The organism is Tomitella fengzijianii (genome assembly GCF_007559025.1).
In the GTDB taxonomy this organism is placed as follows: domain Bacteria; phylum Actinomycetota; class Actinomycetes; order Mycobacteriales; family Mycobacteriaceae; genus Tomitella; species Tomitella fengzijianii.
This window is the reverse complement of sequence record NZ_CP041765.1, coordinates 510,462-536,896: the sequence shown is the minus strand read 5'-3', so window position 1 is coordinate 536,896 and position 26,435 is coordinate 510,462. Positions and strand designations below refer to the sequence as shown.

Below are 26,435 nucleotides of genomic sequence, written 5' to 3'. Positions count from 1 at the left end.
GAGATCCATTCCGCAATGTGGTTCGTCTGTGCTATAAATCACTCCATCGAATTCAATGCCGCAGGGGCCTGCAGGTCGGGGTCGACGCATGTCCGCTGCGGATCAACCGAAGGGAAGTCGATGGCATATTCAAGGCGGAGAAGGGTCGGCACCGTCGCAGTCGCGCTGTTCGCCAGCGCCGCACTGCTCGCCGGCTGCTCCAGTAGCGGCGACTCCGGATCCGGCGGCGACAGCACCGGTTCCGGCGGCGGGTCCGGTGACGTCACCAAGGCCGGCATCATCGGCGACCAGCCGGAGGCCGGTGAGCCCGTCAGCGGCGGCACCCTGAGTTTCGCCGGGTTCTCGATGCCGTCCAGCCTCGACCCCACCAAGACCCAGCCCGCCGGCTCGACCGGCGGCACCGAGATGGCCAACATCTACGACACTCTGGTGCGCTACGACGCCGACAAGCAGGAGTACGTTCCCCAGCTCGCCGAGTCGCTCACCGAAAGCGACGACCACCTCACGTGGACCATCGCCCTGCGCGACGGCGTCACCTTCTCCGACGGCACGCCCCTGGACGCCCAGGCCGTCGTCGACAGCATGAACCGCTTCACCAAGAACCGCGGCGCCAACAGCCAGCAGGTCCAGGCCGCGGTGAAGACCATCGAGGCCACCGACCCGCAGACCGTCACGGTCACCCTCAACGCGCCGTGGTCGGAGTTCCCTGCGGTGCTGACCTTCGGCTACGGCATGATCCTCGCGCCGGCCGCCTACGCGGACCCGAACGACTTCAAGCCCATCGGCGCCGGCCCGTACACCGTCGCCGACTTCGCGCCCGCCGAGGCGCTCGAGCTCGCCCCGCGCGCGGACTACTGGGACGGCAAGCCGTATCTGGACAGCCTCAAGTTCGTCAACATCGCCGGAGGCCAGCCCCGCATCCAGGCAATGGACTCCGGCGGCGTCCAGATGACCTTCCTGCGGTCACCGGAATGGGTGAAAGCCGCGCAGGCCAAGTACCCCGGCTTCTACGAGCCCCTCAACGTCAACGATGTGCTGCAGATCAACAACCGCGAGGGCCACCCCGGAGCGGACCCGAACATCCGCAAGGCGATCGCCCTGGCCATCGATCCCGCGGTCATCAACCAGCGGGCCTTCGGCGGCGACGGCCACCCGACGACCAAGATCTTCGCCGAGTGGTCCAAGTGGCACAACGACGTCCCCGCATACACGCAGGACACCGCGCAGGCCAAGCAGCTCGTCGACGCCGCCAAGGCGGACGGGTTCGACGGCAACCTCACCTACGTGAGCGTCAACAGCCCGGTCTCACAGGCCATCGCCACCTCCTCCCAGGCGATGCTCAACGCGGTGGGCTTCAACGTGGACGTGCAGTACACCGCCACGATCACCGACATGGTCAAGCGCCTCTACGTCGACCACGACTTCGGGATCACCTACTCGTCCTACAGCATCTCGGACGCGGTGCCGTTCATGCGTCTGGACTCCGCGCTACGCAGCAACTCGTCGAACAACATCCTCGGCTACGACAGCCCCGAGATGGACAAGCTGCTCAGCACCGCGCAGCAGGCCACCACCGACGACGCCGAGAAGGCGGCGCTGAAGGCGATCGAGCAGAAGATCCACGACGATGCGCCGTTCGTGAGTCTGGGCTGGGGCGCGAACTTCGTCGCCTGGAACCCGGACGTCTACGGCGCGATGCCGAGCAACGACGGCATCATGCTGCTGGGCAACACCTGGATCAAGAAGTGACCTTGCACTGACTGCCGGGCATCGCAATGGCGTGGCGATCGGAAAGCCCGATCGCCACGCCATTGCGCATCACGGACCGATAATTCCCGGAGAGTGGGATCCGGGCCATATCGCTGTGCACCCCGTCACAGACTGTGACACCGGAGACGGTTGACACGTCCGTCGATGTCACAGGCGATCGGGAGGAACCCATGACACGCAGGTTACGGGGCAAAAAGATGGGAGTGGCCGCAGCGGCGATGCTCGCGAGCACCGCGCTGCTGGCAGGCTGCGCCAGTAGCGGCGGCGGATCCGGTTCCAGCGGTTCCGGTGATGGCGGCGCGGCGGAGGTCACGCAGGCCGGCATCGTCGGCGACCAGCCGGAGGCCGGTGAGCCCGTCAGCGGCGGCACCCTGAGTTTCGCCGGCTATTCGATGCCGTCGAGCCTCGACCCCACCAAGACTCAGCCCGCCGGCTCGACCGGCGGCACCGAGATGGCCAACATCTACGGCCTTCTCGTGCGCTTCGACGCGACCAAGCAGGAGTACGTTCCCCAGCTCGCCGAGTCGCTCACCGAAAGCGACGACCACCTCACGTGGACCATCGGCCTGCGCGACGGCGTCACCTTCTCCGACGGCACGCCCCTGGACGCCCAGGCCGTCGTCGACAGCATGAACCGCTTCACCGAGAACCGCGGCGCCAACAGCCAGCAGTTCAAGGCCGGCGTCAAGAGCATCGAGGCCACCGACCCGCAGACCGTCACGGTCACCCTCAACGCGCCGTGGTCGGAGTTCCCCGCGGTGCTCACCTTCGGCTACGGCATGATCCTCGCCCCGGCCGCCTATGCGGACCCGAACGACTTCAAGCCCATCGGCGCCGGCCCCTACACCGTCGCCGACTTCGCACCCGCCGAGTCGCTCGAGCTCGCCCCGCGCGCGGACTACTGGGACGGCAAGCCCTACCTCGACACGCTCAAGTTCGTCAACATCGCCGGCGGCCAGCCCCGCATCCAGGCGATGGACTCCGGCGGCGTCCAGATGACCTTCCTGCGCTCCGCCGAGTGGGTCGCCAACGCCAAGGACAAGTACCCCGGGTTCTACGAGCCGCTGAACGTGGCCGACGTGCTGCAGATCAACAACCGTGAGGGTCACGCGGGTGCGGACCCGAACATCCGCAAGGCGATCGCCCTGGCCATGGACCCCGAGGTGATCAACCAGCGGGCCTTCAGCGGCGACGCCCACCCGACCACCAAGATCTTCGCCGAGTGGTCCAAGTGGCACAACGACGTCCCCGCGTTCGAGCAGAACACCGCGCAGGCCAAGGAGCTCGTCGACGCCGCCAAGGCGAACGGGTTCGACGGCAACATCAGCTACGTCACGGTCAACAACCCCGTCTCGCAGGCCATCGCCACCTCCACCCAGGCGATGCTCAACGCGGTGGGCTTCAACGTGGACGTGCAGTACACCGCCACGATCACCGACATGGTCAAGCGCCTCTACGTCGACCACGACTTCGACCTGACCTACGGCTCGTACAGCATCTCGGACGCGGTGCCGTTCATGCGCCTGGACGCTGCGCTGCGCAGCAACTCGTCGAACAACATCCTCGGCTACGACAGCCCCGAGATGGACAAGCTGCTCGACACCGCGCAGCACGCCACCACGGACGAAGCCGAGAAGGCCGCGCTGAAGGCCATCGAGCAGAAGATCCACGACGACGTGCCGTACCTGAGCCTGGGCTGGGGCGCGAACTTCGTCGCCTGGAACCCCGACGTCTACGGCGCCACGCCGAGCAACGACGGCATCATGCTGCTGGGCAACACCTGGATCAAGAAGTGACCCTGGTCTGACCGCAGTCCCGGAATCGCGAAGGGCGGGTGCTCCTCATGGAGCACCCGCCCTTCGCGCAGTTCCGGGACGTCAGTCCACGTCGGGCGCCCACTGGACGCCGTTGATGTGCCCGCCGCCGTCGGCGTGGATCGTGTTGCCGGTGACATAGCGGGCGCCGTCGCCGGCGAGGAACACCGCCACGGGGCCGATATCGTCGACCGGGTCGCCGATCCGCCCCATCGGGTTCGCCGAATCCATGCTCGCCGCCATCTGCGGGTTGGCCTCCGCCACGCGCGCGAACGCGTCGCTCTTGGCCCCCGGACAGATGACGTTGCAGCACACCTGCCTCGGTGCCCACTCGCGCGCCGCCGTGCGGGTGATCGTGCGCAGCGCCTCCTTGGCCGCGTTGTAGTGCACCGAGTACATGTGCGCGTTGACCCCGTTCAGTGAACAGATGTTGATCACGCGCCCCACGCCACCGCGCGCGAGCTCCGGCAGCGCCCGCTGCATCGACCAGAACGCGGCCATCGGCGCCATCTCGAACCCGCCGCGCATCTGCTCGTCGGTGATGTTCTCGAGCCGCGCGTACCCGCTGGGCTTCCAGGCGTTGTTGACCAGGATGTCGAGGCGGCCGAACCGCTCCACAGCCGTATCCACCATTGCGTGCACATCATCTTTGCTGGTGACGTCGGTGCGCAGCGCGTGCGCCGGTGTCCCCCACTGAGCGGCGATCTCGTCGACGGTGGACTGCGCCCGGCCCTCGTCGATGTCCGCGACCAGCACGGAGGCGCCCTCCTGGGCGAAGGAGTGCGCGATCCCCCGGCCGATGCCCATCGCCCCGCCGGTGACGATGGCCGCGCGCCCGTCGAGTGTTCCCATCAGTGACCTCCCTGTTCCCTGTCCGGACTGGATCCGTCCTGAACCGTCGCGACCATCCGATCAGTGGGTGGCCATCGCAATCCGGGCCTTCTCGCTCGGTGGGATGTCGCGTGCCTGCGGCAACTCCACGTGCACATGCTTCAGCGCCGGGCCGAACGCGAACGCGCCGCGACCCGCGTATTCCGGGCTCACCGCGCTGCCGCGGTTGCGGCCCACGTCGAACTGCTCGTTCATGCTGAACATGGCGCGCACGGTCTTCTCGATGCGGCCCGACGCGACGGCCACGCCGTCCACGGACAGCGTCAGCTCTCCGCCCTTGCCGAAACCGGACCCGTCGTAGACGAAGTCGGCGGTGACCGTCTCCGCGCCCGCCGGCAGCGCCTCGCCGCCCCGGACGTAGGTCAGGTTGCGGCCGACGAAGTTGTAGCAGAACACGGGACGGCCCTCGAGCACGTAGAAGGCGAACCCCGCGAATCGGCCGCCGATGCTCGCCAGCAGCCCCTCCGCACCGGCCCCGCCCGCGAAGCTCGGCGCCAGGGCGGCGGTGAGCGTGAACGAACGGTTGAAGAAGTTCGGCGCCGCCTTCTCCACCAGGCCGTCCATGTGCGGGTACAGGGTGATCCCGGTGCGGCCGCGCATCGGATGCGGCGGGCCGGTGGCCGGGTCCGGGTAGCGTCCCACGGTGCGGTCGTCGAGCGGCAACACCTGGTGGCGGGCGGCCTCCACGAGGAACTTGCTCTGCAGCTCGGCGAGCTTGTCGGGGTACTCCGCCGACAGGTCCCGCGCCTGCGACCAGTCTGTGGTGGTGTCGTACAACTCCCAGCGGTCCTTGTCCAGAGCGGGCAGATCGTGCACCGGCGTGGCCATCAGCCACGGCGCACGGTGCGCCGTCACCGCCGTCCACCCGTGGTCGTAGATGCCGCGGTTGCCGAAGATCTCGAAGTACTGGGTGACGTGCCGGTCCTCGGCCTCGGGCGCGTTGAACGAGTAGTTCATCGCGGTGCCTTCCATCGGCTTCTGCCGCACCCCGTCCACGCTCTGCGGCACCGGGACGCCCGCGGCCTCGAGGATGGTCGGGGTGATGTCGACGCAGTGGTGCCACTGGTGCCGCAGTCCCGGCTCCGTGATGCCCTTCGGCCAGTGGACGATCAGCCCGTTGCGGGTGCCGCCGTAGTGGGAGGCCACCTGCTTGGCCCACTGGTACGGGGTGTCCAGCGCCATCGCCCAGGACGACGGGAAGTGCGAGTAGCTCGACGGGCGGCCGATCTCGTCGATCCGCTCCAACGCCTCCGCAGTGCCGGAGCTGTACCCGTTGAGGTTGGCCAGGTAGTTGAACGCGCCCTCCATGCCACCTTCGGCGGACGCCCCGTTGTCGCCGATCATGTAGATGATCAGCGTGTTGTCGAGGTCGCCGCGCTCACGGAGCGCGTCGACCATCCGGCCCACCTGGTCGTCGGTGTGCTCGAGGAAGGCGGCGTAGATCTCCATGAACCGCGCCGCGACGGTCCGCTGGTCCTCGTCCAGCTCGTCCCAGTGCGGAAGGCCCGGCGCCCACGGGGCAAGCTCGGTGTCCTCGGCGACGACGCCGAGCGCCTTCTGGCGTTCCAGGGTGATCTCGCGCTGGCGGTCCCAGCCGTGGTCGAACTCGCCGCGGTACTTGTCGAGGTATTCGTCCGGCACCTGCAGCGGAGCATGGCACGCGCCGAACGGCAGGTAGCACATCCACGGCTTGTCGGGGTCCATCGTCTCCACCGAGTCGACCCATTCGATTGCGCGGTCCACGAGGTCTTCGGACAGGTGGTACCCCTCCTCCGGCGTCGCCGGCAGGTCCACCGTGCGGAAGCCGTCGTAGAGCACCGGCTCGAACTGGTCGGACTCCGCACCGAGGAACCCGTAGAACTTCTCGAACCCCTCGCGCAGCGGCCAACGGTCGAACGGCCCGGCGGGCGAGATCTCCCACGGCGGCGTCTGGTGCATCTTGCCGAATGCACCCGTGGCGTAGCCGTTCCCCTGCAGCACCCGCGCCACGGTGGCGGCCGACGCGGGACGCGTGCCGTTGTAGCCGGGCGCCTGGCCGGCCATCTCCGCGATGACGCCGAAGCCGACGCTGTGGTGGTTGCGTCCCGTGAGCGTCGCCGCGCGGGTCGGCGAACACAGCGCGGTGGTGTGGAATCGGGTGTAAGTGAGTCCGTCATCGGCGAGCCGCTCCGCAGTGGGGGTCCGGCAGGGGCCACCGAAGGCCGACGCGGAGCCGAAGCCCACGTCGTCGATCATCACGAGCAGCACGTTGGGCGCGCCCTCCGGCGGGCGGATCGGGTCGGGGCGCCGGAACGGCGGGTTCTGGCTGCGGTAGTCGACGGCGGCGTGCGTCGTCGACTCGGGGGCCTCGATGGGAATGGAATGCCGGTTGACCACGGCGACTCGCTTTCGTGTCGTGGGTGGGTGTCGAAACATGCGGAACACGGCACTGTAGTCATCCGACTACAGCCGTGACGCCCACCACTGTAGCCGACCGACTACAGTCAGACTCGTGCAATCGAGACAGGACCCGGAACGCCCGACCGGTCGCGACGCCGTACGCCGGTCGATCCTCCGCGCGGCGCGTCACCACTTCGCCCGCGAGGGATCCCGGGCCTCGCTGCGCGACATCGCCGATACCGCCGGTGTGAACCCCGGGCTCATCCACCGGCACTTCGGCCGCAAAGACCAGCTGGTCAGCCAGGTCATCGAGCACACACTGCAGTCCAGCAAACAGCACGTCGCAGACAACGCCGCCGGCACGATGCGGTCGATGTTCCTCGATTCCACCACGCAGACCGACTTCGTGCGGATGATCGCGTGGATGGCCCTCGAGAGCGGGCCCGACGGCGCATCTCCGCTGGCGTTCGCGCCGGACCGCACCATCGCCGAGGTCCGTCGTGCCCCGGGTACCGCCGCCCCCGGCGAGCCGCATCCCGACCCGGACCTGGACGCCCGGCTGATGACCGCCCTCACCGTCATCTACGGCTGGTCGGTGTTCAGCCGCGAAATGCTCTCCGCCTTCGACGTGGGCGAGGACCGCCGCGCCGAGTTCGAGCACCGCATCGCCGATCTGCTCGCCGAACTGACCGCACCGACCCCGAAGGCGACGCGATGAACCGACCGCCCACCGAACCTTCCGGCCCCTCCGACCCAGCCGGACCGGTCAGCCCGTGCTGCGCCGCGAGCGCCCCGGCCGGCGCAGCCCCGGTCTCCAGTCCGCCCGTCGCGGTTCCCCGGAACCCGCGCAGCACCAAGGGCCAGGCGCTGCTGCCCGGCGGGGAGTTCACGATGGGCGACCATTTCGACGAGGGCTACCCGAACGACGGCGAGACGCCGGTGCACCCCGTGCGACTGGCGCCGTTCCACATCGACGAGACGGCCGTCACCAACAGGGCGTTCGCCCGGTTCGTCCGCGAAACGGGCTACACCACCGAGTCCGAGCGCTTCGGCGTGTCCCCCGTGTTCCACCTCGCCGTGGCCGCCGGGCCGGAGGACATCCTGCACAGGCTCGACACCACGTACTGGTGGGTGGCCGTGCGCGGCGCCGACTGGCGGCACCCGGAGGGCCCCCGGTCGACCATCGGCGAGCGCTCGAACCATCCGGTGGTGCACGTGTCCTGGAACGATGCGACCGCCTACGCGGCGTGGGCCGGCAAACGGCTGCCCACCGAGGCCGAGTGGGAGTACGCCGCACGCGGCGGGCTGAGCGGGCGGCGATACGCCTGGGGCGACGAGCTGACGCCGCGGGGCGAGTGGCGCTGCAACATCTGGCAGGGCCGCTTCCCCGACGTCAACACGCTCGACGACGGGCACCTGACCACCGCACCGGTCAAGTCCTATCGCCCCAACGGGTACGGGCTCTGGGGCACCGCAGGCAACGTGTGGGAATGGTGCGCCGACCACTTCGACCCCGGCTACTACGCGCGCGCGCCGCACCAGGATCCGCAGGGCCCGCCGGAGGCCACCGGCGCACGGGTCATGCGCGGCGGATCGTTCCTGTGCCACGACTCGTACTGCAACCGTTATCGGGTGGCGGCGCGCTCGTCGAACACGCCGGACTCGGCCTCCGCCAACCTGGGATTCCGCTGCGCCAACGACGCGTGAGCGCCCGCGATCAGACCGCGCTGCCGCCCACCCAGGTTTCCCACGGCACCGACCAGTCGCCGTTCTGCCACAGCTGCAACGGCGATCCGCCGGTGTTGATGACCTTCACCACGTCGCCTATGCGGGAGAAGTTGTAGAACCACTCCGCGTTGCCGGGCGAGAGGTTAAGGCAACCGTGGCTGGTGTCCGTATTGCCCTGCGCCCACATGGTGGACGCCAGCGCGTGCAGGTAGATCCCGTCATTGGATATCCGGGTGGCCCAGTTGATCGACTCTTTGTAGCCCAGGCGCGAATTGATCGGCAGTCCGTACGTCGACGAGTCCATCACGACCGGGTTCGCCTTGCCCAGCACGGTGTAGGTGCCCGGCTGAGTCCAGAACGACAGGGTCCGGCCGCCGATCGACTGCGTGCCGCCCATGCCCATCGACGTCGGCATGGTGCGCACCACCTGGCCGTTGTTCTTGACCGTGACCGTCTTGGTGTTGTCGTCCGCCACCGAGATGTGCGCGTCGCCGATGGTGAACGAGATCGACTCGTCCTCCTGGCCGTACATTCCCCCGCCCACGTCGACGCCGTAGAGCTTGGCGTTCACGGTCACCTTTGTGCCGGGCGCGTAGAAGTCCTTCGGGCGCCAGTGCGCGGTGGAATCGCTGACCCAGTTCCACGCGCCGTCGACATGCGGGCTGGTCGTCACCGACAGCGTCTTCTGCGCGGCGGCCTTGTCCTTGATCGGCTCGTCGAAGTGGGCGACGATCACCATCCCGACGCCGTACGTGGCGCCGTCCTGCATCGCGCCGCCGCCCGTCGTCTCGAAATAGAGCTTGGTCTTGTTGCTGGGCGTGAGCGTGGAGACGGACTTGGTGATGTCGGTGGACAGGCCCTTCGCGTCCACCGCCGTCGCGTGGATCGTGTACTTCTTCGCATAGCCGAGCGGCTCTGTGGTCTTCCAGGAGATCTTGTCCGGGGTCATCACCCCGTCGACCTTCTCGCCCTCCGAGTTGGACATGACGACGTCGGTGAGCGTGCCCTTGTCCACCTTCACCTCGACGGGGTCGAGGGGGTTGACGGGGGTGTCCGGTCCCGGGGTGACGGTGATGCGCGCGTCGCTGGTCGGGGGCGGCGCCTCCGTGGTGCCGGCCGCGCCGCCACCGCCCGCTCCGCCGATCGTGCACCCCGCCAGTGTCACCACCGCCAGCAGCGCGCACACGAGCCCGAAAAACATCCGTCGGGACGCCCGCATCTTCACTCCTCGCCCGCACATCACTTCCGCACGCAGCATCAACCCCGGAGGCGTGGCGGTGTCCCCGCACACCGCCCGCGACCTCCGCAGGGTGATCGCCTTACCGGTCAAGGTTACCGACCGGCCCGGAATTCCACCGGCCGGGATCCCGAACCGAACCGGTCGTGACTCACATTCGGCGGCGCCGGAAGTCCAGACTGGAACCCGTGGCACACATTTCCGATTCCGCCGATGCCCCCGAAACCGCAGGATCCGCCGGGCCGGAGCCCGCGCCGGTCTGCTCCGCACGCGGCTGCCGGGCGACCGCGCTGTGGGCCGTCGTCTGGAACAACCCCAGGATCCATACGCCGGACCGCGAGAAGATCTGGGCTGCCTGCGACGAACACAGGACGACCCTCGCGGATTTCCTCTCAGCCCGCTCGATGCTCCTGCGCGTCGAGCCGCTGGCCGGATAGCCCCTCAGAACGGCCGCGGGCAGTCCGTCAGCCCTCGTCGTGCCGGGCCAGCGCCTTCTCGGTGGCGGCGAGCACGATGCACGTGGCGACGCCGTCCATCGCGGTCCGCAGCTCTCCGAGCGACGGATAGCTGGGCGCCAGACGGATGTTGCTGTCCGTCGGGTCGTCCTTGTAGGGGTAGGCGGACCCGGCCGCGGTCAGCGCGATCCCCGCCTCCGCAGCCAGGTCGATCACGCGCTTCGCGGTGCCGCCCGCGACGTCCACGCTGATGAAGTATCCGCCGTCCGGCGTCGTCCAGGACGCCGCCTTGTTGGCGCCCAGCCGGTCCTCGAGGATCTCGATCACCGCACGGAACTTGGGCGCCAACAGCTCCCGGTGCCGTTCCATGTGCGCGCGCACGCCGTCGGCGTCGCCGAAGAACTTCAGGTGGCGCAACTGGTTGACCTTGTCCGGCCCGATGGTCTTCTTGCCCACCAGCCCCAGGTACCACTCCAGGTTGGCGGCGGAGGACGCGAAGAACCCGACGCCCGCGCCGGCGAACGTGATCTTGGAGGTGGACGCGAACACGTAGGGGCGGTCGGGGTTGCCGGCCTCCGCGGCCATGCCGAGCACGTCCCACACCGGTGCCGGCTCGCCCACCAGGGGGTGGACCGCGTAGGCGTTGTCCCAGAACAGCCGGAAGTCCGGCGCGGCGGCGGGCATCGACACGAGCTCGCGCACCACGTCCTCCGAGTAGACGGCGCCGGTGGGATTGGAATAGTTGGGGATGGCCCACATGCCGCGGATCGACGGATCCGACGCGACCAGCTCCGCGACCCGGTGCATGTCGGGGCCGTCCTCGCGCATCGGCACCGGGATCATCTCGATCCCGTACTGCTCGCAGATGGCGAAATGCCTGTCGTATCCCGGGCTGGGGCACAGGAACTTCACCCCCGGGTCCTGCGACCACGGGCGCGGCGAATCCTGCGTGCCCTTGAGCAGGGAGAACACGATGAGGTCGTGCATGATCTCGAGGCTCGCGTTGCCCGCGGCGATGATGTTGTCCGTCGGCACGTGCAGCAGCTCGCCGAATATCGCGCGCAGCGCCGGCAGGCCCTTGATGCCGCCGTAGTTGCGGCAGTCCGTCCCCTCCGGATCCCTGTAATCCTCCCCCGGGAGCGAGAGCAGGCCGTTGGCCAGGTCGAGCTGCTCCGGCGACGGCTTGCCCCGAGTGAGATTCAGCGCGAGCGCGGCGTCCAGCAGTGCAGTGTAGTTTGCGCTCTGACGCTGATGCTCGACGATGAGTTCGTCACGACCGAGTGAATCGATCCACATGGGGGAGCCTTTCCCGGGGCCCGACACATGCGTACCGCGAGGCGAGTGCCGTCAGCACCCGGACTTATGGGGGCAGAAGCATACAAAGTGAAGGACCCCGCGCACCCGCCAGAGCCCGTTGACCCTTGCTGCCTTCCGGCCCTGGGGGAGTTCACAGGATGGACGCCGCGCGGGGTCCGTGGACAGTCTAACGGCACCCCGGACGCGCGACCACCCGCACCCCCGTCCGCACGGAAACCGCAGGCAGACGTGCCGCATCGCCGACCCCCAGGGGTGATGTGCGTGGGCGGCACCCCACCGGTTATGCTGCTCTCGGAGGATTCGCCTAGTGGCCTATGGCGCTCGCCTGGAACGCGGGTTGGGTTAACGCCCTCAGGGGTTCGAATCCCCTATCCTCCGCCGATGGGGAACGCCCGCGGACCGTGCACATGGTCCGCGGGCGTTTTTCCGTTCCCGGGCCCGCAACGGCGGTGCGCGTGCGATCCTGACGGTTCCGGCACGTGAAGTTCCGGTGCATGAAGTCGCATAGAGTGACGTCGCACACCGTATCGCCGATAAGAAGGGCCGCCATGCCGGACCACCCGCTCACACGCCGCGCCTCGCGCCGCCTGTCCCGCTCGCTGTTCGCAGCAACCGTCGCCGCCGGAACGGCCGCCACGCTCGCTGCGGCCCCGGCCGGCGCGGCACCCGTGGACAACGGGTCGATGGGAAGCGTCACCGATCAGTCCAGCCTGGACGGCACGCCGCTCGGCGAGGACGGCATGCAGAGCCTCGGCAGCGCCGGAAGCATCGGCACCGCGGGCAGCAGCGCGCTCGGCGCCCTCACGGCCCCGCTCGAGGGCGGCGGAAGCCTGTCCAGCCTGGCCAGTACCGGGCTCAGCGACAGCTTCGGCGGCGGCTCCCTCGGTTGTGCGCTGGGCAGCACCGGCGTGACGGGCAGCGGCAGCGTCGGATCCTCGGGCGGCCCGATGCACCCGGTCCCGTGGCTCAACGGCCAGGACGGCATGCTGCCGTACGTCTCCGGCACCACCGACGCCATCGCGCACATCACCGGGCCGTCGGGCACCAACGAGACCGTGCCGCGTTTCAACGTGATCGGCACCGACCTGGGCATCATGTGGGACAACGGCAACGGGCAGACGATGCTCGCCTTCGGCGACACCACCGGCGCCAACGACGATCCGATCTGCAACGGACTCGTCGGGCAGTGGCGCTCCAACGTGCTGCTGCGCAGCGACGACGACGACCTTTCCGACGGCATGAGCATCGACGGCGCGGCGATGGCCTCCCCCGGCCAGGCCAAGGAGATCCTGCCGAGCCTCAAAGTGCCCGGCGTCGAACACACCGTGATCCCCACCGCGGGCATCGCCGTCCCGCACGCCGGCTCCGCCGGCGGATTCCGCCAGTACATCAACTTCATGTCGGTCAAGAGCTGGGGCGCGCCCGGCGAGTGGACCACCAACTACTCGGCCGTCGCGTACTCCGACGACAACGGCGAGAACTGGGTCTCGCCCACCTTCGGGTCGGTGCAGGACATGGCCGGCAACGTCGTCGCACCCGGCACCGGCGCCAAGGCGTTCAGAACGGCGACGGCCGCGCTCTCATCCGTGCGGCTGAACGCCGGCGGCAACGCGGACTTCCAGATGGGCGCCTTCGTCCGCGAGCACGGCGCCGACGTGAGCGACCCGGACAGCTACGTGTACTTCTTCGGGACGCCGTCCGGCCGCAGCGGCTCGGCCCGGCTGTCGCGCGTGCAGCAGAAGGACATCGAGAACGCCGCCGCCTACACCTACTGGGACGGCTCGGGCTGGGCCGCGACGCCCGAGCAGGCCGCAGTGGTGATCGACGGCAAGGTGAGCGAGCTCTCCGTCGCCTACAACACTTACCTGGGCAAGTACATCGCCATGTACACCCACCCGATCAAGGGCCTCGTCGTGCGCACGGCGGACAGCCTCACCGGGCCGTGGAGCGACACCACCACGCTGATCAGCCCGGTCCAGGTGCCGGCGTTCTACGGCGCGTTCATGCACCCGGAATCGTCCGATTCCGGCGACAGCACCCTGTACTTCACCGGCACCACGTGGTCCGACTACAACGTGATGATCCTGCGCACGGACCTGAGCAGGCTGCGCGACTGACACCGGCGGAAGCCTCTGAACGGCGGGCATGGAAAGGCGCCGGGGCATCGAACCCGCCCCGGCGCCCGACCCGCCGAACCGCCTACGCCTGCCCGGCGGCGGGCCCCTCGACCACGTCCGGCTCGACCAGGTCCTCGCCGACCTCCGACGACTTGCCCGAATACAGGAACCAGACGACGACGGCCGCGAGCGCGCCGCCGATCAGCGGGGCGACGATGAACAGCCACAGCTGGTTCAGCGCATCCCCGCCGACGAAGATCGCCGGCCCGATGCTGCGGGCCGGGTTCACCGAGGTTCCGGTGACCGCGACCCCGACCAGGTGCACCGTCGCCAGCGCAAGGCCGATCGCCGCGCCGGAGGCCGCGGTGGAGCCCAGCTTCGTCGTCACGGCGAGGACCACCGACACGAAGATGAACGTCAGCACGATCTCGATGAAGAACGCGCCCACCCAGTCGACACCGATGAACGAGACGCCCTCGCCCCACCCGTTGGTGCCCAGGCCCACCTTGTCGGTGCTGTAGAAGTCCGTGGTCGCGAAGATCCCGCGGAGGACGCCCGCGCCGATGATGCCGCCGGCGATCTGCGCCACCCAGTACGCGACCGCCTCGGTGATCCGCATCCGCCCGGACACGACGAAGCCGAGCGTCACCGCCGGGTTGATGTGGGCTCCCGAGATCGGACCGATCGCGTACGCCATGATCAGCATGATCAGGCCGAATGCCAGTGCAGTCGCCACGATCCCCGCGGCCGGGGACTGGCCGGTGAGCCCGAAGCCGAACGACAACGTCGCCACTCCGACACCGACGAACACCAGAAGCGCCGTGCCCAGCGCCTCCGCCAACAGCTTTCTCGGATCCATACAACGCCTCCTGCTACCCGCACACGATCGCCGGGCCGGATGGCGGCGGCGCGGCGGCCGGCGACGGTCGTCGCGGCACCTCCACCGTATTGTCATAGTCGCGTAGATCACGTGCGACGCGCCGCTGCGCACAGGGCACAATCGGTGTCGATGACCGAGCCCGCACTGCCCGCCGGCCCCGCACCGGCCCCCTCCTCCGGCCCGCACCGCGACGACGAAGGGGCGGGCAGGTTCGCCCCCAGCCCGTCGGGAGACCTGCACCTGGGGAACCTGCGCACCGCACTGCTCGCGTGGCTTTTCGCCCGCACCACCGGCCGTCGGTTCCTCCTGCGCGTGGAGGACCTCGACCGGGTGCGCCCGGGCGCGGAGGACCGCCAACTCGCCGACCTGCGCTCCCTGGGGCTCGACTGGGACGGGCCGGTGTCGCGCCAGTCGCAGCGCCGCGCCGGATACGACGAGGCCATCGACAGGCTTGACGCCGCGGGGCTCGTATACGAGTGCTTCTGCACGCGCAAAGAGATCCTGCGGGCGCCCTCCGCGCCGCACGCGCCGGACGGCGCGTACCCGGGGACCTGCCGCGACCTGACGGCGGCGGAACGGACGGAGCGCCGCGCGGTGCGCAGCGACCCCGCGCTGCGGTTGCGCGCGGGAGCCGCGGGGTTCACCGTGACCGATGTCCTGCACGGCGAGTACACGGGGATGGTCGACGACCTGGTGCTGCGCCGCGGCGACGGCACCCCCGCCTACAACCTCGCGGTGGTGGTGGACGACGCCGCGCAAGGCATCGACCAGGTGGTGCGGGGCGACGATCTGCTCAGTTCGGCACCCCGGCAGGCGTATCTCGCAACCCTGCTGGGGCTTCCGGTGCCGGAGTACGCACACGTGCCGTTGGCGCTGGGGCCGCAGGGCAAGCGGCTGGCCAAGCGCGACGGCGCGGTGACTCTCGCGGACCTCGCCGACGCGTCGGGTACCGCTGCCACTCCCGAGGCCACTGCCGCGTGGGCGCTGTCCACGATCGCCGTCTCACTGCGTCTGGCCGAGCCCGGCGAACCGGTGGCCGTGGAGATGCTCCGCGACCGCTTCTCCCCCGCCGCCCTCCCCCTCGAGCCGTGGGTGTATCCCCCGGCCTGACGGGTGTTTCAATTGGTCACGTGACATCCTCCGACCGCACCCCTCCGACGACGCCGGCCGAGGCCGCACCCGCAGACCGCGCCGCGGGCGGAGCGGCCTTCGCCGCGGTGGGCCGCTCGTTTTATCCGGCGATCATCGCGATCTTCGCGCCGCTGCTGCTGATCTCCAACCTCTGCGCCACCAAGGGCGTCGAGTTCGGCCCGATCATCGGCGACTGGTCGATCATCACCGACGGCGGATTCTTCCTCTTCCCCCTCGCCTACGTGCTGGGCGACGTGCTGAGCGAGGTGTACGGGTTCCGCGCCACGCGGCGCGCCATCTTCCTGGGGTTCGGCGTGGCGGCCCTCGGCGCGCTCGCCTTCTGGGTGACGTCGATCCTGCCCGCGGCGGACTTCTACGAGAACCAGGAGGCCTTCGACACCGTCACGCAGGCGTTCTTCCAGGTCCTCGCCGCCAGCCTGGCCGGATACCTGGTGGGCCAGACGCTGAACTCCTACGTCCTGGTCCGGATCAAGGCGGTCACGCGCGAGCGCCACCTGTGGGCACGCCTGATCGGCTCCACCGTGGTGGGCGAATTCGCGGACACGCTGGTGTTCTGCCTGATCGCGGCGGGCGCCATCGGACTCAGCGGCGCCGGCGACATGACGACGTACGTCGTGCTCGGAATCGTCTACAAGACCGCCGTCGAGGTGCTGATCATGCCGGTGACCTACCGCGTGATCGCGGCGCTCAAGGCACGCGAGCCCGGCTACGGCGCCCACCCCGGCGACGCCGCCTGACCCGTCAGCTCCCGCCGGCGAACCGCCCGAGCACCTCTCGCTTGTACTCCGCATACTCGCCGCGGTCGATGGCCGTGCGAATCCCGTCGACCATCCGCACGGTGAATCGCTCGTTGTGGATCGTCGCAAGCGTCGCAGCCAGGTGTTCTTTAGCCTTGAACAGGTGGTGGAGGTAGGCGCGCGAGTAGTGCGCGCAGGTGTAGCAGTCGCAGTCGGCGTCGATGGGCCCGAAGTCGCGCCGGTTGCGCGCCGTGGTGATATTGAACCGGCCGTCGGGCGCGTACAGGGCGGCGTTGCGCGCCACTCGGGAGGGCTGGACGCAGTCGAAGGTGTCCGCGCCGTTCTCGACGGCGACGAACAGGTCCTCCGGTTCGCTGATGCCCAGCAGGTGCCGCGGCTTGTCCTCCGGCAGCTCTTCGCTCACCCAGCCGACGATGGTGCCGAGGTTCCGCTTCTCCAGCGCGCCGCCGATCCCGTATCCGTCGAAACCGCCGCCCTCGGAGTCGCGCAACGCGACGAGCCCCTGAGCAGCCTGCCGGCGCAGGTCCTCGTACTGCGCGCCCTGCACGACCCCGAAGAGGGCCTGGCGCGGCTTTCCGGCACGCTCCGCGGTGAGCCGCCGGTGCTCGTCCAGGCACCGTTGCGCCCACCGCCGGGTGCGCTCCACCGACTCCTCCTGGTAGCCGCGCGTGTTCATCAGCGTCGTCAGCTCGTCGAAGGCGAAGATGATGTCCGCTCCGAGCCGGTGCTGGATCCCCATCGAGACCTCGGGGGTGAACCGGTGCCGCGACCCGTCGAGGTGCGATTTGAATGTGACCCCGTCGTCGTCGACGTGCGCCAGGCGCTCCTTGCCCGCCGCGATGACGTCGTCGGCCTGCACCGACACCGACTCCATCGCGAGCACCTTCTTGAACCCCGCCCCCAGCGACAGCACCTGGAAGCCGCCGCTGTCGGTGAAGGTGGGGCCCGGCCAGTTCATGAACGCGCCCAGGCCGCCGGCCTCCTCTACGATGTCCGACCCCGGCTGGAGATAGAGGTGGTAGGCGTTGGCCAGCACCGCTTGCGCCCCGAGCTCGGCGATCGACTCCGGCGGCACCGCCTTGACCGTGGCCTTGGTGCCGACGGCGACGAATGCGGGCGTGCGGATGTCGCCGTGCGGGGTGCGTATTCTGCCGGTGCGGCCGAGACCCGATTCCATCCGGGTGCTGACGCTGAAGAACTCGCCGGTGTCGGTCACCGGGCCATCAAACCAAACGTGCCCCGGGTGGCGGCCACGGGAGTGGCCGTACATACCCCCTACGGGTACCATGGGATCAACAGTGGTCCAACGGCGGAGAACCGCCCACGGATCGGACGGAAGGCCAGGCAGGACGATGACGGAATCCACCGACACCCCCGGAACGGACGGCAAGCCCGGGTACGCAGCGGACAAAGCGGCCGTGCGCACGCGGCTGCGCAGGGTCGAGGGTCAGGTGCGCGGAATCCAGCGCATGGTGGAGGAGGACACCTATTGCATCGACGTGCTCACCCAGATCTCCGCCGTCAACCGCGCACTGGAGTCCGTCGCACTGGCGTTGCTGGACGACCACCTGCATCACTGTGTCTCGCACGCGATCTCGTCCGGCGACAACGCCGACGAGAAACTGGACGAGGCCACCGCCGCGATCCGGCGGCTCGTGCGTTCGTAGCGCGCTCACCAGTCGTCGAGCGAGACCAGCCCGTCCTGCAGCGCGCGCACCACAAGCGCGGCCTTGGTCGAGGCGACGCGCCCGGCCTTCGCATACTTGGCGCGCACGCATGCCAGGTGGGTGTTCAACGTGCCCACGGAGATGAACAGATCCTGCGCGGCCTCCGCCTTGGAGTCCGACCTGAACCAGGCGAGCAGTACCTCGACCTCGCGCGCGGACAGCGCAGGGCCCCGCGCCTGAACGCCGGCGGCACCCACCAGGCGTAGCCGAGGTTCAGCCCGGCCGCCGTATGCGATCGATCCGTCCACAGTCATACCCACTCCCATCCCTGCACGCCGGGCGACCCGCGCCGATGACGCCGTCCATAATTCATCGGGCAGGAAACCCGACGCCTTCATCGTGGCCGATCGGTGCGACAACTTCCGCATCCTGCGGCGCACCCGTACGAAGTCAATACGGCGCGCGACCGCCATACACCGCCGGACCAGGGAGTTCCTCCGCGCACGAGCAGCTTATTCCTTACCATTGAGCGGGTGACGTCGCAGAGCAATACGCCCCAGGGCGCGCGCCGGAAAGCCCCCACCGACCCCGACGGCGTGGCCTCACGCGCCGAGTTCGCCGCAGCCCTCACCGCTCTGCGGAAGGCCGCGGGTCTGACCGTCCGCGACGTCGTCGCCCGCTCCGGCGGACTGCACGGCACCATCTCCGGGTGGTTGTCCGGCCAGCACCTCCCCAATACCGCGAGCCTCCCGATGTTCGACGCCATGCTCGACGCGTGCGGAGTCACCGATGACGACGGGCGGACGCGGTGGCACGACGCCGTCGCCCGCGCCCGCGGGAGCGGCTCGCGCAGGACGGGACCACGGCCCGCCCTGCCGTACCGCGGGCTGGAGTCGTTCCAGGAGGCCGACGCCGAGTGGTTCTTCGGTCGCGCGGAACTGACCCGGTCGATCGTCGAACGGCTGGTCGCCCCCGATCACCCGCTCACCCCGATGATCGTCATCGGGCCGTCGGGCTCCGGGAAGTCGTCCGTCCTGCGCGCCGGGGTGGTCCCCGCCCTCCGCAACGGCGTGTGCGGCGCCGCCGCTGCCGTCACGGTCACCACACCCCAGCTCGCCGTGACCGCACTCGCGGATCTGCGCACCGCCTCCGCCTCGACCACGAGCCCGGTGCTCATCGTCGACCAGTTCGAGGAGCTGTGGACCCTGGGCCTCACCGACGCCCACCGCGCCGCGGTCATCGCGGCGCTCACCGAGGGACCGTCCGGCGACCGGCCGCCGGTGCGCGTGGTGCTGGCCTTGCGCGCCGACTTCTACGGCAGCGCGGCTGCCGAGCCCGCCCTGGTCCCCGCGCTCGGATCCCCGGTGGTGGTGGGACCGATGAACGACGAACAGCTCCGCGAGATCATCGCAGAACCGGCGCGCAAGGCCGGCGCCACCGTGGACGAGGCGCTGGTGCGCATGCTCATCGACGAGGCGCGCCCGCCCGGCTCCGCCCCCGGCGCCGCACGCCCCGGCATGCTGCCACTCCTGTCGCACGCGCTGCTGACCACCTGGTCCCGGTCCCGCCACAAAACGCTCACCGTCGCCGACTACTACGCGTCCGGCGGCATCGGCGGCGCCGTCGAGATGAGCGCGGAATCCGTCTACGCCTCGCTGAGCCCGGCGCGACGGATCACGGCGCAACGCGTGTTCCTGCGGCTGGTCACCGTCGGCCCAGACACGCTCGGCGACGACGCCGGGACGGCGCTGCGGCGTCGGGCCTCGCTCACCGAACTCACCGGGCTCTCCGGCGAAGGCGCCGGATCCGCGGAGACCGGCGAGGTGATCGACGCGTTCGTCGACCGGCGGCTGCTCACCGTGGGGGACGACACCATCGAACTCTCGCACGAGGTCCTGCTCACCGCGTGGCGGCGCCTGCACGACTGGATCGACGAGAACCGCGCCGGGTTGGTCGTCCGCCGGCAGCTGACCGAGGCTGCCGCGTTGTGGCAGTCCTCGGACCACGATCCCGGCACGCTGTTGTCCGGCAACCGCCTGGCGATCATGCGCGAGTGGTCGGACACCGTCGGATCCGAGCAGTTCATCGGCCCCGTCGAACGCCGGTATCTCGATGCCTCCTCCGCCGAGGAGAACGCGCGCGCCGAGCAGGAGCAGCGCCGCTTCCGGGTGCTTCGCAGGCTCGTCGTCGCCCTCGCGGTCGTCTCCATCGTCGCCGTCACCGCGGCCGTCGTCGCCGGGGTGTCCCAGTACGACGCGGACCAGGCGCGCGGCGCTGCGGTGACCGCACGAAACGAAGCCATGGCCCGGCAGATCGCCACGGAGTCGCAGAAGCTGCGCCCGGCCGACCCGGCGCTCGCGGCCCAGATGGCGCTCGCGTCGTACCGGGTTGCGCCCGTCCTCGAGGCGCGGTCCGCGCTTCTCGACGCGACGGCCGTCCACTCGTCCACCCGCATCGTGGGCACGGCCGGCGGGATGAAGGCGGTGCCCTCGCCCGACGGCACCTGGTTCGCCACCGCCACGTCCGACGGCGACGTGCGCATCTACCGCACGGCCGACGCCGGAACCGACCCGACACCGCTGTCCGTGCTCGACGCGTTCGACGCCGACGCGCCGCCGTACGCGCTGGCGGTGAGCCCCGCGGGCGACCTGGCCGCCGTCGGCGGCGAGGGCGGCACCCAGCTGTGGGACGTGTCCGCCCCGGCGGCCCCGCGGCTGCTCGCGGGCTTCGACCCGCCCGCCGACGGCTCGATCCAGGACCTCGCGTTCACGCCCGACGGGCGGTACCTGCTGGCGGGCACCAGCGGCTCCGCGCTGCTGCGCTGGGACATCGCCGACCCCGCCCGCCCGGGGCCCCTGCCCGCGATCACGCTGCCCGGGACCGGGCGGGAGGTTCTGGCGGTGAGCCCGGACGGCCGGCTCCTCGCCGCCGGCGGCACGCAGAGCACGCTGCGCGTCTGGGACGCCGCGCGCATCGCGGAGCCGGACATGGGGGTGCCGCTCTTCGAGATCCCGCCCGACCCGCAATCGACCGACGCCCGCCTGTCCCTCGTGTTCACCCCCGACGGCTCCACCCTGCTCGCCGGAACCACGGCGCGGAGGGTCGAACGCTGGTCCGTAGCCGATCCGCGGAACCCCCGGCCCCTGTCTCCGCTGACCGGTTTCACCAGCTACGTCAACTCCGTCACCGTCAGCGCCGACGGAACACAGGTGGCGGCGGGCAGCTCCGACAACACGATCCGGATCTGGTCGACCGCGGACGACACGCTCATCGACACACTCGCCGGGCGTGCCGTCGTGACGTCCACGCGGTTCATGTCCGGCGGCACCCGGCTGCTGAGCGCGGGCGTCGACGGTGTCAGCCGCCTGTGGCCGCTGCCCGGCCCGGTGCTCGGGGGCGCCGCGGACACCATCTTCACCGACCCGATCGACGCGACCGGCACGCTGCTGCTCGTGGGGGCGGGCGCCCACGGCACCGGGCAGCACCTGTGGGACATATCCGACCCCGACACCGCGCGGCGATTGGCCGACCTGATCCCGGACGGCGAAGACCGGTTCACCGGGGCCACCGCCCTGGGCACCACCCCCGAGGGCCGCAGGCTCGCCGCCGCGGGCGCGGCCACTGGCGCGGTGTACCTGTGGGACGTCACCGCGCCGGAGACACCGGCGAAGCTGAGCAGGACTGATCATGTGGTCGACGGCATCGTCGCGGTGGTGGCGTTCGGCCCCCGCGCCGGGCTGCTTGCGGTGTCCGACCAGTCCGCGAAGACGGTGCACCTGCTCGACGTCGCCGATCCGGCCCACCCGCGCCCGGTGGCGCGGTTCGACGCCGCCAACTACCCGCAGTCCATCTCGTTCGCCCCGGACGGGGGCACCATTGCGGTAGCCACCGCCGACAACACGGTGGAGCTCTGGAACATCACGACCCCCGCGCGCCCCGTCCTGCGCACCGTCCTCACCGGCTTCACCACCTACGCGCAGGCCGTGACCTTCAGCCCGGACGGCACCCTGCTCGCCGCGGGCGGCGCCGACCAGACCGTACGCGAGTGGGACGTCAGCGACATCGACGCGCCGCGGGAGATCGGCGCCCTCCCGGACGCCGGCGGCGCCGTCTACTCGCTCGACTACAACGGCGACGGCACCCGGCTGGTCGCCGCGACCAGCAGCGGCACGGTCCGGATGTGGAACGTGGACGGCATCGCCATGCCCACCACCGCGGCAAAGCTCACCGCCTACGGGGACAGGACGTTCGACGCGCAATTCGGCCGCGACGGGCTGCTCGCGGCAGGCGGGCCCGACGGTGCCGTACGACTGTGGTCGACGGATCCCGACTCCGCAGCCGCGGAGATCTGCGCCACCCGCGGCACCCCGCTCACCGAGGAGGAATGGGCCCGCTACCTGCCCGGGGTGCCCCGCCACGCATTGTGCGAATAGTCCGACCGCCTGCGCCCCGCTCCGAGCACCGTCTCCCGCGGATGCCCCTGGATCAGGCGCTCGGGTCGCACAAGAAGTGCCCGGGTTCTGCAGGAAGCCCGCCGCGAATGAAAAGTGCCGGGGCCCCGTTCACACGGTGCCCCGGCACTTCCAGCGCGGTGGCGGTGGGATTTGAACCCACGGAGGGTTGCCCCTCACTCGCTTTCGAGGCGAGCTCCTTCGGCCGCTCGGTCACGCCACCGGGAAGTACTGTACACGGACACGGCCGTCATCACACAACCGCCACCGTGACCTGCACCGGGGCCCGTCTCAGCGGCGCTCGCCGAAGAATCCCGTCAGCACGTCGGCGCACTCGCGCTCCAGCACGCCGCCGCGCACCTCGGGACGGTGCGTCAGCCGGCGGTCGCGCACCACATCCCAAAGCGATCCGACGGCGCCGGTCTTGGGCTCCCACGCCCCGAACACCACGCGGCCCACCCTCGCCAACACGAGGGCGCCCGCACACATCGTGCACGGTTCGAGCGTGACAGCGAGCGTGGTGCCGGCCAAGCGCCATCCGTCGCCATGCCTGCGGGCCGCCTCCCGCAGCGCGATGATCTCGGCGTGCGCGGTGGGATCGGCCAGCGTCTCGCGCGCGTTGACCGCGCGCGCCAACTCCCGCCCCGCCGCGTCGAAGACCACGGCCCCCACGGGGACGTCCGCACCGCCGGCGGTGCGCGCCGCGTCCAGGGCTGCGCGCATCATCTCCTCGTCGCGCCGACCGGGGCCGCCGCGCGACGGCGACGCCCGCAGGCGATCGTTCAGCGGTCGATCCTGTCGAGCACCGCGGCGAACTCGTCGGCGAACCCGAGGTTCTGCGCGACGGTGCCCAGCTGCTCATCCGGGTACAGGTCCACCTCGTCCATGATCACGCTGAGCACAGGCTCCGGCAGGCCCAGGTCGGCCAGCACCGCGAGGTCGCCCTCGGGCCACGGGTCCGCCTCGTCCACCTCGTCGGGCGTGAGGTCCGGGACGTCCACCCCGAGCACGTCGAGGATGTCCGCGGCCAGGTCGTAGTCGATGGCGCAGACCGCGTCGGACAGCGCCAAGCGGACCGTCTCCGGGCCGGGCCGCACGATGGCGAAGAAGGCCTCGTCCACGTCGAACAGGCCGAACGCCGGCCCCGATGCGCGCAGCCCGCGCAGCTCGGTCACGGCGGCGTCGAGGCTCTCGCGAGCCTCATCGCTCATCGGGGTGCACGACCAGCGGCCGTCGTCGAACACCACCGCCACGGCGAAGCCGTAGAGCTCGTCGGAACCGTCCGTGAAGTCACCCGTGCCGTCGACGGACGCGTGCTCGACGTCCGTGTCCACACCCTGTGCAGCCATGCCGCAACGGTAGCCCCTGATCGCACCGTTTACGACCCCCGCGTCGGATGTGCCAACCTGGAACGGTGACGACGCCATCGCCTGCCGGCACGCCGCCGGCCGTCGGCCCTGCGGCCGGCCCCTCCGACCATGCGGCCGGAAACCCGGATCGGCCCGACGTGTGCGTTCTGGGACTCGGCCTCATCGGCGGATCGCTGCTGCGTGCGGCCGTTGCGGCCGGCCGCACCGTGTGGGGGTACAACCGCTCGGCGGAGTCGGTGCGCGAGGCCGAGGAGGCCGGCTACGACGTGTCCGGCGATCTCCCCGCGGTCCTGCGCCGGGCGGCCGCGTCGCAGGCCCTGCTCGTCATCGCCGTCCCGCTGCCGGCCGTGGACGGGGTGGCCGCCGCCATCGCGGAGCACGCCCCGCACTGCCCGATCACCGACGTGGTCAGCGTCAAGCGGCCGATGGCCGACGCGCTGGCCGCGCACGGGCTCGACGCACGTTACGTGGGCGGGCATCCCATGGCCGGAACCGCCGAGTCGGGCTGGTCCGCCGGGCACGGCGCGCTATTCGACGGCGCAGTATGGGTGGTCGCCGCCGACGACGGTGCCGACCCCGAGGTGTGGACCCAAGTGGCCTGTCTGGCCGAAGACTGCGGCTCCGTGGTGGTGCCGGCCGGTTCCACGGAGCACGATGACGCCGTGGCCCGGGTCTCGCACCTGCCGCACCTGCTCGCCGAGGCGCTCGCGATCGCGGGGGCGGACGACCAGCTGGCCCTGTCGCTGGCCGCCGGCTCCTTCCGCGACGGCACCCGAGTGGCCGCGACGGACCCGCTGCTCGTGCGGGCGATGTGCGAGGGCAACGCGGACGCGGTGGTCACGGCGCTGGACGAGACCCTCGCCGTTCTGGCGAAGGCGCGCGACGCCCTGGCCGCCGGCGACGGCATCGCCGACCTGGCCGGCCGCGGCCACGTGGCGCGGCGCGAGTACGAGCACACCCGCCGCTCACGGATCGAGGGGCTGCAGCCCGGGGTGCCCGGGTGGATCGAGCAGCTGCGGGACGCCGGGCGGGCCGGCGGAGTGTGGGCCCGGCCGCTGGACGAGGGGCACCGATGAGCCTGCGGGAGCTGGCCACTGCGCTCGCGCGCAAAGAGGTCACCGTCACCGCCCATGTGGAGCAGGTGCTGAGCGCCCTCGACGGACTCGCCGGCACGCCATGGGAGAACCTCGTACCGGCGCGCAGGGACGACGCGGCCCTGGCCGAGGCCGCGCTGCTGGACACCGAGATCGCGGCCGACCGGTGGCGCAGCCCCCTGCACGGTGTGGCCGTGGCGGTCAAGGACAACATCGACGTCGCCGGGATGCCCACGCGCTGCGGCAGCGCCGCGCTGGCGGACGCCCCTCCTGCCGAGCGCGACGCCGACATCGTCGCCCGCCTGCGCGAGGCCGGCGCGATCGTCGTCGCCAAGTCGCACCTGCACGAGTTCGCCTACGGCTGCACCGGCGAGGAGAACGCCGACGGCCCCGCCGCCAACCCGCACGATCCGTCGCGGATCACCGGCGGCTCGTCCTCGGGTTCCGCGGCGCTCGTCGCCCGCAAGGCGGTTCCGCTGGCGGTGGGGACCGACACCGGATGCAGCGTGCGCACCCCGGGCGCCCTGTGCGGCGTGGTGGGGCTCATGCCGGGCGCGGCGTCGCTGCCCACGCGGGGCGCGTTCCCGCTGTCGACCACCCTGGACCACATCGGGCTGCTGACCGGCGACGTCGTGGACGCCGGGCTGGCCTGGGGTGCGATCCCCGGGGTCGCGCGCACGCCGTGGCCAGTGGCCGGCATGCGGGTGGGCCGGCTGCGCGGAGCGGCGTTCGAGACGCACGATCCGGTGATCGGGGACGCCGTCGACCGGGCCTGCACGGCCCTGACGGAGGCGGGCGCGGAGGTGGTGGACGTCGAGCTGCCGCACGCCGAGGAGCTGTCCGCCGCATATCCCGTGATCGTCGGGTCGGAGGCCTACGAGACGCACACGGATCCGCGCGGCGGCCTGCCCGCCGGGGCCATCGACCGGTACACGCCCGGGGTGGCCGGCCGCGTGCGCGCCCAGGCCGACCGTCCCGCCGTCGAATACCTGCGGGCGCTCCGCTCGGTGCGGCGCATGCGCGACGAGGCCCTGCACACGTTGCGTCACGATCACGGCCTGTCCGGGCTGGTCTGCGCGACGACGCCGATCCGCGCCACCCCTGTCGGGCAAGACACGACGACGCGGGCCGACGGCCGCGCCGGCCTGTCCGTCCGCTCTGAACTTCTGCGTATGTGCATCCCGTTCAGCATGCTGGGCGTCCCCGCAGTCTCGGTGCCCGCGCCCGACGCCCCCGGGCTGCCCGCCGGGATCCAGCTCGCCGGGCTGGGCGTGCCGCCGGGCGGGGAGCGCATCCCGGGCACCCACCCCGCCGAGGCCATCGCGCTGGGGCTCGGGCTCGCCGCGGGCGGTTGA

Annotated in this window: 21 protein-coding genes, 2 tRNA genes and 1 other RNA gene; 13 read left to right on the top strand and 11 right to left on the bottom strand. The window is 70.6% G+C overall.

What is annotated here, in order from left to right; translation table 11 throughout:
• The first annotated feature begins 120 nt into the window (after window positions 1–120).
• Together FO059_RS02450 and FO059_RS02445 are read left to right on the top strand one after the other, a co-directional pair.
• Window positions 121–1,749 carry an ABC transporter substrate-binding protein gene (locus FO059_RS02450; RefSeq protein ID WP_143906061.1) on the top strand — a complete coding sequence of 543 codons (1,629 nt, stop codon included), beginning with the start codon at window positions 121–123 and terminating at the stop codon, window positions 1,747–1,749.
• Window positions 1,750–1,967: 218 nt separating this feature from the next.
• Window positions 1,968–3,566, top strand: coding sequence for an ABC transporter substrate-binding protein (locus FO059_RS02445; RefSeq protein ID WP_143906058.1), 1,599 nt, complete (start codon window positions 1,968–1,970; stop codon window positions 3,564–3,566).
• Between the two features lie 81 nt (window positions 3,567–3,647).
• On the opposite strand, the gene FO059_RS02440 is transcribed toward FO059_RS02445, so the two are convergent.
• A complete protein-coding gene (locus FO059_RS02440; protein ID WP_143906056.1) occupies window positions 3,648–4,436 on the bottom strand; it encodes an SDR family NAD(P)-dependent oxidoreductase in 789 nt (262 codons plus the stop codon).
• 60 nt (window positions 4,437–4,496) lie between these two features.
• Window positions 4,497–6,851, bottom strand: a complete 2,355-nt coding sequence (locus FO059_RS02435) for an arylsulfatase (RefSeq protein ID WP_235671112.1) — start codon at window positions 6,849–6,851, stop codon at window positions 4,497–4,499.
• Between the two features lie 115 nt (window positions 6,852–6,966).
• On the opposite strand from FO059_RS02435, the gene FO059_RS02430 reads away from it, so the two are divergent.
• Together FO059_RS02430 and FO059_RS02425 are read left to right on the top strand one after the other, a co-directional pair.
• Entirely contained in the window at window positions 6,967–7,572 is a 606-nt protein-coding gene (locus FO059_RS02430) for a TetR/AcrR family transcriptional regulator (protein WP_143906051.1), read from the top strand.
• Window positions 7,569–8,561 (top strand): formylglycine-generating enzyme family protein, encoded by a 993-nt coding sequence (locus FO059_RS02425; RefSeq protein ID WP_143906049.1) that lies wholly within the window; start codon window positions 7,569–7,571, stop codon window positions 8,559–8,561. Before FO059_RS02430 ends, FO059_RS02425 begins: the two co-directional genes overlap by 4 nt.
• A gap of 10 nt (window positions 8,562–8,571) precedes the next feature.
• Here the strand turns inward: FO059_RS02425 and FO059_RS02420 are convergent, their stop codons facing one another.
• A complete protein-coding gene (locus tag FO059_RS02420) occupies window positions 8,572–9,801 on the bottom strand; it encodes a L,D-transpeptidase (protein ID WP_143906048.1) in 1,230 nt (409 codons plus the stop codon).
• 206 nt (window positions 9,802–10,007) lie between these two features.
• Between FO059_RS02420 and FO059_RS02415 the strand changes: the two genes are divergently transcribed.
• Window positions 10,008–10,256, top strand: a complete 249-nt coding sequence (locus FO059_RS02415) for a hypothetical protein (protein WP_210416603.1) — start codon at window positions 10,008–10,010, stop codon at window positions 10,254–10,256.
• A 27-nt stretch (window positions 10,257–10,283) separates the two neighbouring features.
• On the opposite strand, the gene FO059_RS02410 is transcribed toward FO059_RS02415, so the two are convergent.
• On the bottom strand, window positions 10,284–11,570 hold the full coding sequence (locus FO059_RS02410) for an aminotransferase class I/II-fold pyridoxal phosphate-dependent enzyme (protein ID WP_143906046.1): 1,287 nt from the start codon (window positions 11,568–11,570) through the stop codon (window positions 10,284–10,286).
• A gap of 86 nt (window positions 11,571–11,656) precedes the next feature.
• Window positions 11,657–11,751: signal recognition particle sRNA small type (ffs, locus tag FO059_RS02405), an RNA gene on the bottom strand.
• Window positions 11,752–11,884: 133 nt separating this feature from the next.
• Between ffs and FO059_RS02400 the strand changes: the two genes are divergently transcribed.
• Both FO059_RS02400 and FO059_RS02395 read left to right on the top strand, forming a co-directional pair.
• Window positions 11,885–11,969, top strand: a tRNA-Ser gene (locus tag FO059_RS02400).
• Window positions 11,970–12,139: 170 nt separating this feature from the next.
• Window positions 12,140–13,708, top strand: coding sequence for a DUF4185 domain-containing protein (locus FO059_RS02395; protein ID WP_235671111.1), 1,569 nt, complete (start codon window positions 12,140–12,142; stop codon window positions 13,706–13,708).
• An 82-nt stretch (window positions 13,709–13,790) separates the two neighbouring features.
• Here the strand turns inward: FO059_RS02395 and FO059_RS02390 are convergent, their stop codons facing one another.
• Window positions 13,791–14,567 (bottom strand): MIP/aquaporin family protein, encoded by a 777-nt coding sequence (locus FO059_RS02390; RefSeq protein ID WP_143906037.1) that lies wholly within the window; start codon window positions 14,565–14,567, stop codon window positions 13,791–13,793.
• A gap of 150 nt (window positions 14,568–14,717) precedes the next feature.
• Between FO059_RS02390 and gluQRS the strand changes: the two genes are divergently transcribed.
• Together gluQRS and FO059_RS02380 are read left to right on the top strand one after the other, a co-directional pair.
• Window positions 14,718–15,698, top strand: a complete 981-nt coding sequence (gene gluQRS / locus FO059_RS02385; RefSeq protein WP_143906035.1) for a tRNA glutamyl-Q(34) synthetase GluQRS — start codon at window positions 14,718–14,720, stop codon at window positions 15,696–15,698.
• A gap of 20 nt (window positions 15,699–15,718) precedes the next feature.
• Window positions 15,719–16,477, top strand: a complete 759-nt coding sequence (locus tag FO059_RS02380) for a queuosine precursor transporter (protein WP_143906033.1) — start codon at window positions 15,719–15,721, stop codon at window positions 16,475–16,477.
• Window positions 16,478–16,481: 4 nt separating this feature from the next.
• Here the strand turns inward: FO059_RS02380 and tgt are convergent, their stop codons facing one another.
• Window positions 16,482–17,675 carry a tRNA guanosine(34) transglycosylase Tgt gene (gene tgt, locus FO059_RS02375; RefSeq protein ID WP_235671137.1) on the bottom strand — a complete coding sequence of 398 codons (1,194 nt, stop codon included), beginning with the start codon at window positions 17,673–17,675 and terminating at the stop codon, window positions 16,482–16,484.
• A 175-nt stretch (window positions 17,676–17,850) separates the two neighbouring features.
• Between tgt and FO059_RS02370 the strand changes: the two genes are divergently transcribed.
• Window positions 17,851–18,165, top strand: a complete 315-nt coding sequence (locus tag FO059_RS02370) for a metal-sensitive transcriptional regulator (RefSeq protein WP_143906032.1) — start codon at window positions 17,851–17,853, stop codon at window positions 18,163–18,165.
• A 5-nt stretch (window positions 18,166–18,170) separates the two neighbouring features.
• Here FO059_RS02370 and FO059_RS02365 read toward each other — a convergent pair whose 3' ends face one another.
• Complete coding sequence (locus FO059_RS02365; RefSeq protein ID WP_235671110.1) at window positions 18,171–18,479, bottom strand: LuxR C-terminal-related transcriptional regulator; 309 nt, start codon at window positions 18,477–18,479, stop codon at window positions 18,171–18,173.
• Between the two features lie 219 nt (window positions 18,480–18,698).
• Here FO059_RS02365 and FO059_RS02360 point away from each other — a divergent pair, with 219 nt between their 5' ends.
• Window positions 18,699–22,598, top strand: a complete 3,900-nt coding sequence (locus FO059_RS02360) for an nSTAND1 domain-containing NTPase (RefSeq protein ID WP_143906031.1) — start codon at window positions 18,699–18,701, stop codon at window positions 22,596–22,598.
• Between the two features lie 156 nt (window positions 22,599–22,754).
• Here FO059_RS02360 and FO059_RS02355 read toward each other — a convergent pair.
• The 3 genes from FO059_RS02355 to FO059_RS02345 form a co-directional block, all read right to left on the bottom strand.
• A tRNA-Ser gene (locus tag FO059_RS02355) sits at window positions 22,755–22,839 on the bottom strand.
• Between the two features lie 68 nt (window positions 22,840–22,907).
• On the bottom strand, window positions 22,908–23,342 hold the full coding sequence (locus tag FO059_RS02350; protein ID WP_143906029.1) for a nucleoside deaminase: 435 nt from the start codon (window positions 23,340–23,342) through the stop codon (window positions 22,908–22,910).
• A 56-nt stretch (window positions 23,343–23,398) separates the two neighbouring features.
• Window positions 23,399–23,965: a tRNA adenosine deaminase-associated protein gene (locus FO059_RS02345; protein WP_143906027.1), complete on the bottom strand. Its 567-nt coding sequence runs from the start codon at window positions 23,963–23,965 to the stop codon at window positions 23,399–23,401.
• Window positions 23,966–24,030: 65 nt separating this feature from the next.
• Here FO059_RS02345 and FO059_RS02340 point away from each other — a divergent pair, with 65 nt between their 5' ends.
• Both FO059_RS02340 and FO059_RS02335 read left to right on the top strand, forming a co-directional pair.
• A complete protein-coding gene (locus FO059_RS02340) occupies window positions 24,031–25,062 on the top strand; it encodes a prephenate dehydrogenase (RefSeq protein ID WP_268968811.1) in 1,032 nt (343 codons plus the stop codon).
• Entirely contained in the window at window positions 25,059–26,435 is a 1,377-nt protein-coding gene (locus tag FO059_RS02335; RefSeq protein WP_143906023.1) for an amidase, read from the top strand. Before FO059_RS02340 ends, FO059_RS02335 begins: the two co-directional genes overlap by 4 nt.

Coding starts and splice junctions, on each gene's coding strand:
- FO059_RS02450 (WP_143906061.1), top strand. CDS start 121: ATGGCATATTCAAGGCGGAGAAGGGTCGGCACCGTCGCAGTCGCGCTG.
- FO059_RS02445 (WP_143906058.1), top strand. CDS start 1,968: ATGGGAGTGGCCGCAGCGGCGATGCTCGCGAGCACCGCGCTGCTGGCA.
- FO059_RS02440 (WP_143906056.1), bottom strand. CDS start 4,436: ATGGGAACACTCGACGGGCGCGCGGCCATCGTCACCGGCGGGGCGATG.
- FO059_RS02425 (WP_143906049.1), top strand. CDS start 7,569: ATGAACCGACCGCCCACCGAACCTTCCGGCCCCTCCGACCCAGCCGGA.
- FO059_RS02420 (WP_143906048.1), bottom strand. CDS start 9,801: ATGCGGGCGTCCCGACGGATGTTTTTCGGGCTCGTGTGCGCGCTGCTG.
- FO059_RS02410 (WP_143906046.1), bottom strand. CDS start 11,570: ATGTGGATCGATTCACTCGGTCGTGACGAACTCATCGTCGAGCATCAG.
- FO059_RS02395 (WP_235671111.1), top strand. CDS start 12,140: ATGCCGGACCACCCGCTCACACGCCGCGCCTCGCGCCGCCTGTCCCGC.
- FO059_RS02390 (WP_143906037.1), bottom strand. CDS start 14,567: ATGGATCCGAGAAAGCTGTTGGCGGAGGCGCTGGGCACGGCGCTTCTG.
- gluQRS (WP_143906035.1), top strand. CDS start 14,718: ATGACCGAGCCCGCACTGCCCGCCGGCCCCGCACCGGCCCCCTCCTCC.
- tgt (WP_235671137.1), bottom strand. CDS start 17,675: ATGGAATCGGGTCTCGGCCGCACCGGCAGAATACGCACCCCGCACGGC.
- FO059_RS02370 (WP_143906032.1), top strand. CDS start 17,851: ATGACGGAATCCACCGACACCCCCGGAACGGACGGCAAGCCCGGGTAC.
- FO059_RS02365 (WP_235671110.1), bottom strand. CDS start 18,479: ATGACTGTGGACGGATCGATCGCATACGGCGGCCGGGCTGAACCTCGG.
- FO059_RS02350 (WP_143906029.1), bottom strand. CDS start 23,342: ATGATGCGCGCAGCCCTGGACGCGGCGCGCACCGCCGGCGGTGCGGAC.
- FO059_RS02345 (WP_143906027.1), bottom strand. CDS start 23,965: ATGGCTGCACAGGGTGTGGACACGGACGTCGAGCACGCGTCCGTCGAC.
- FO059_RS02335 (WP_143906023.1), top strand. CDS start 25,059: ATGAGCCTGCGGGAGCTGGCCACTGCGCTCGCGCGCAAAGAGGTCACC.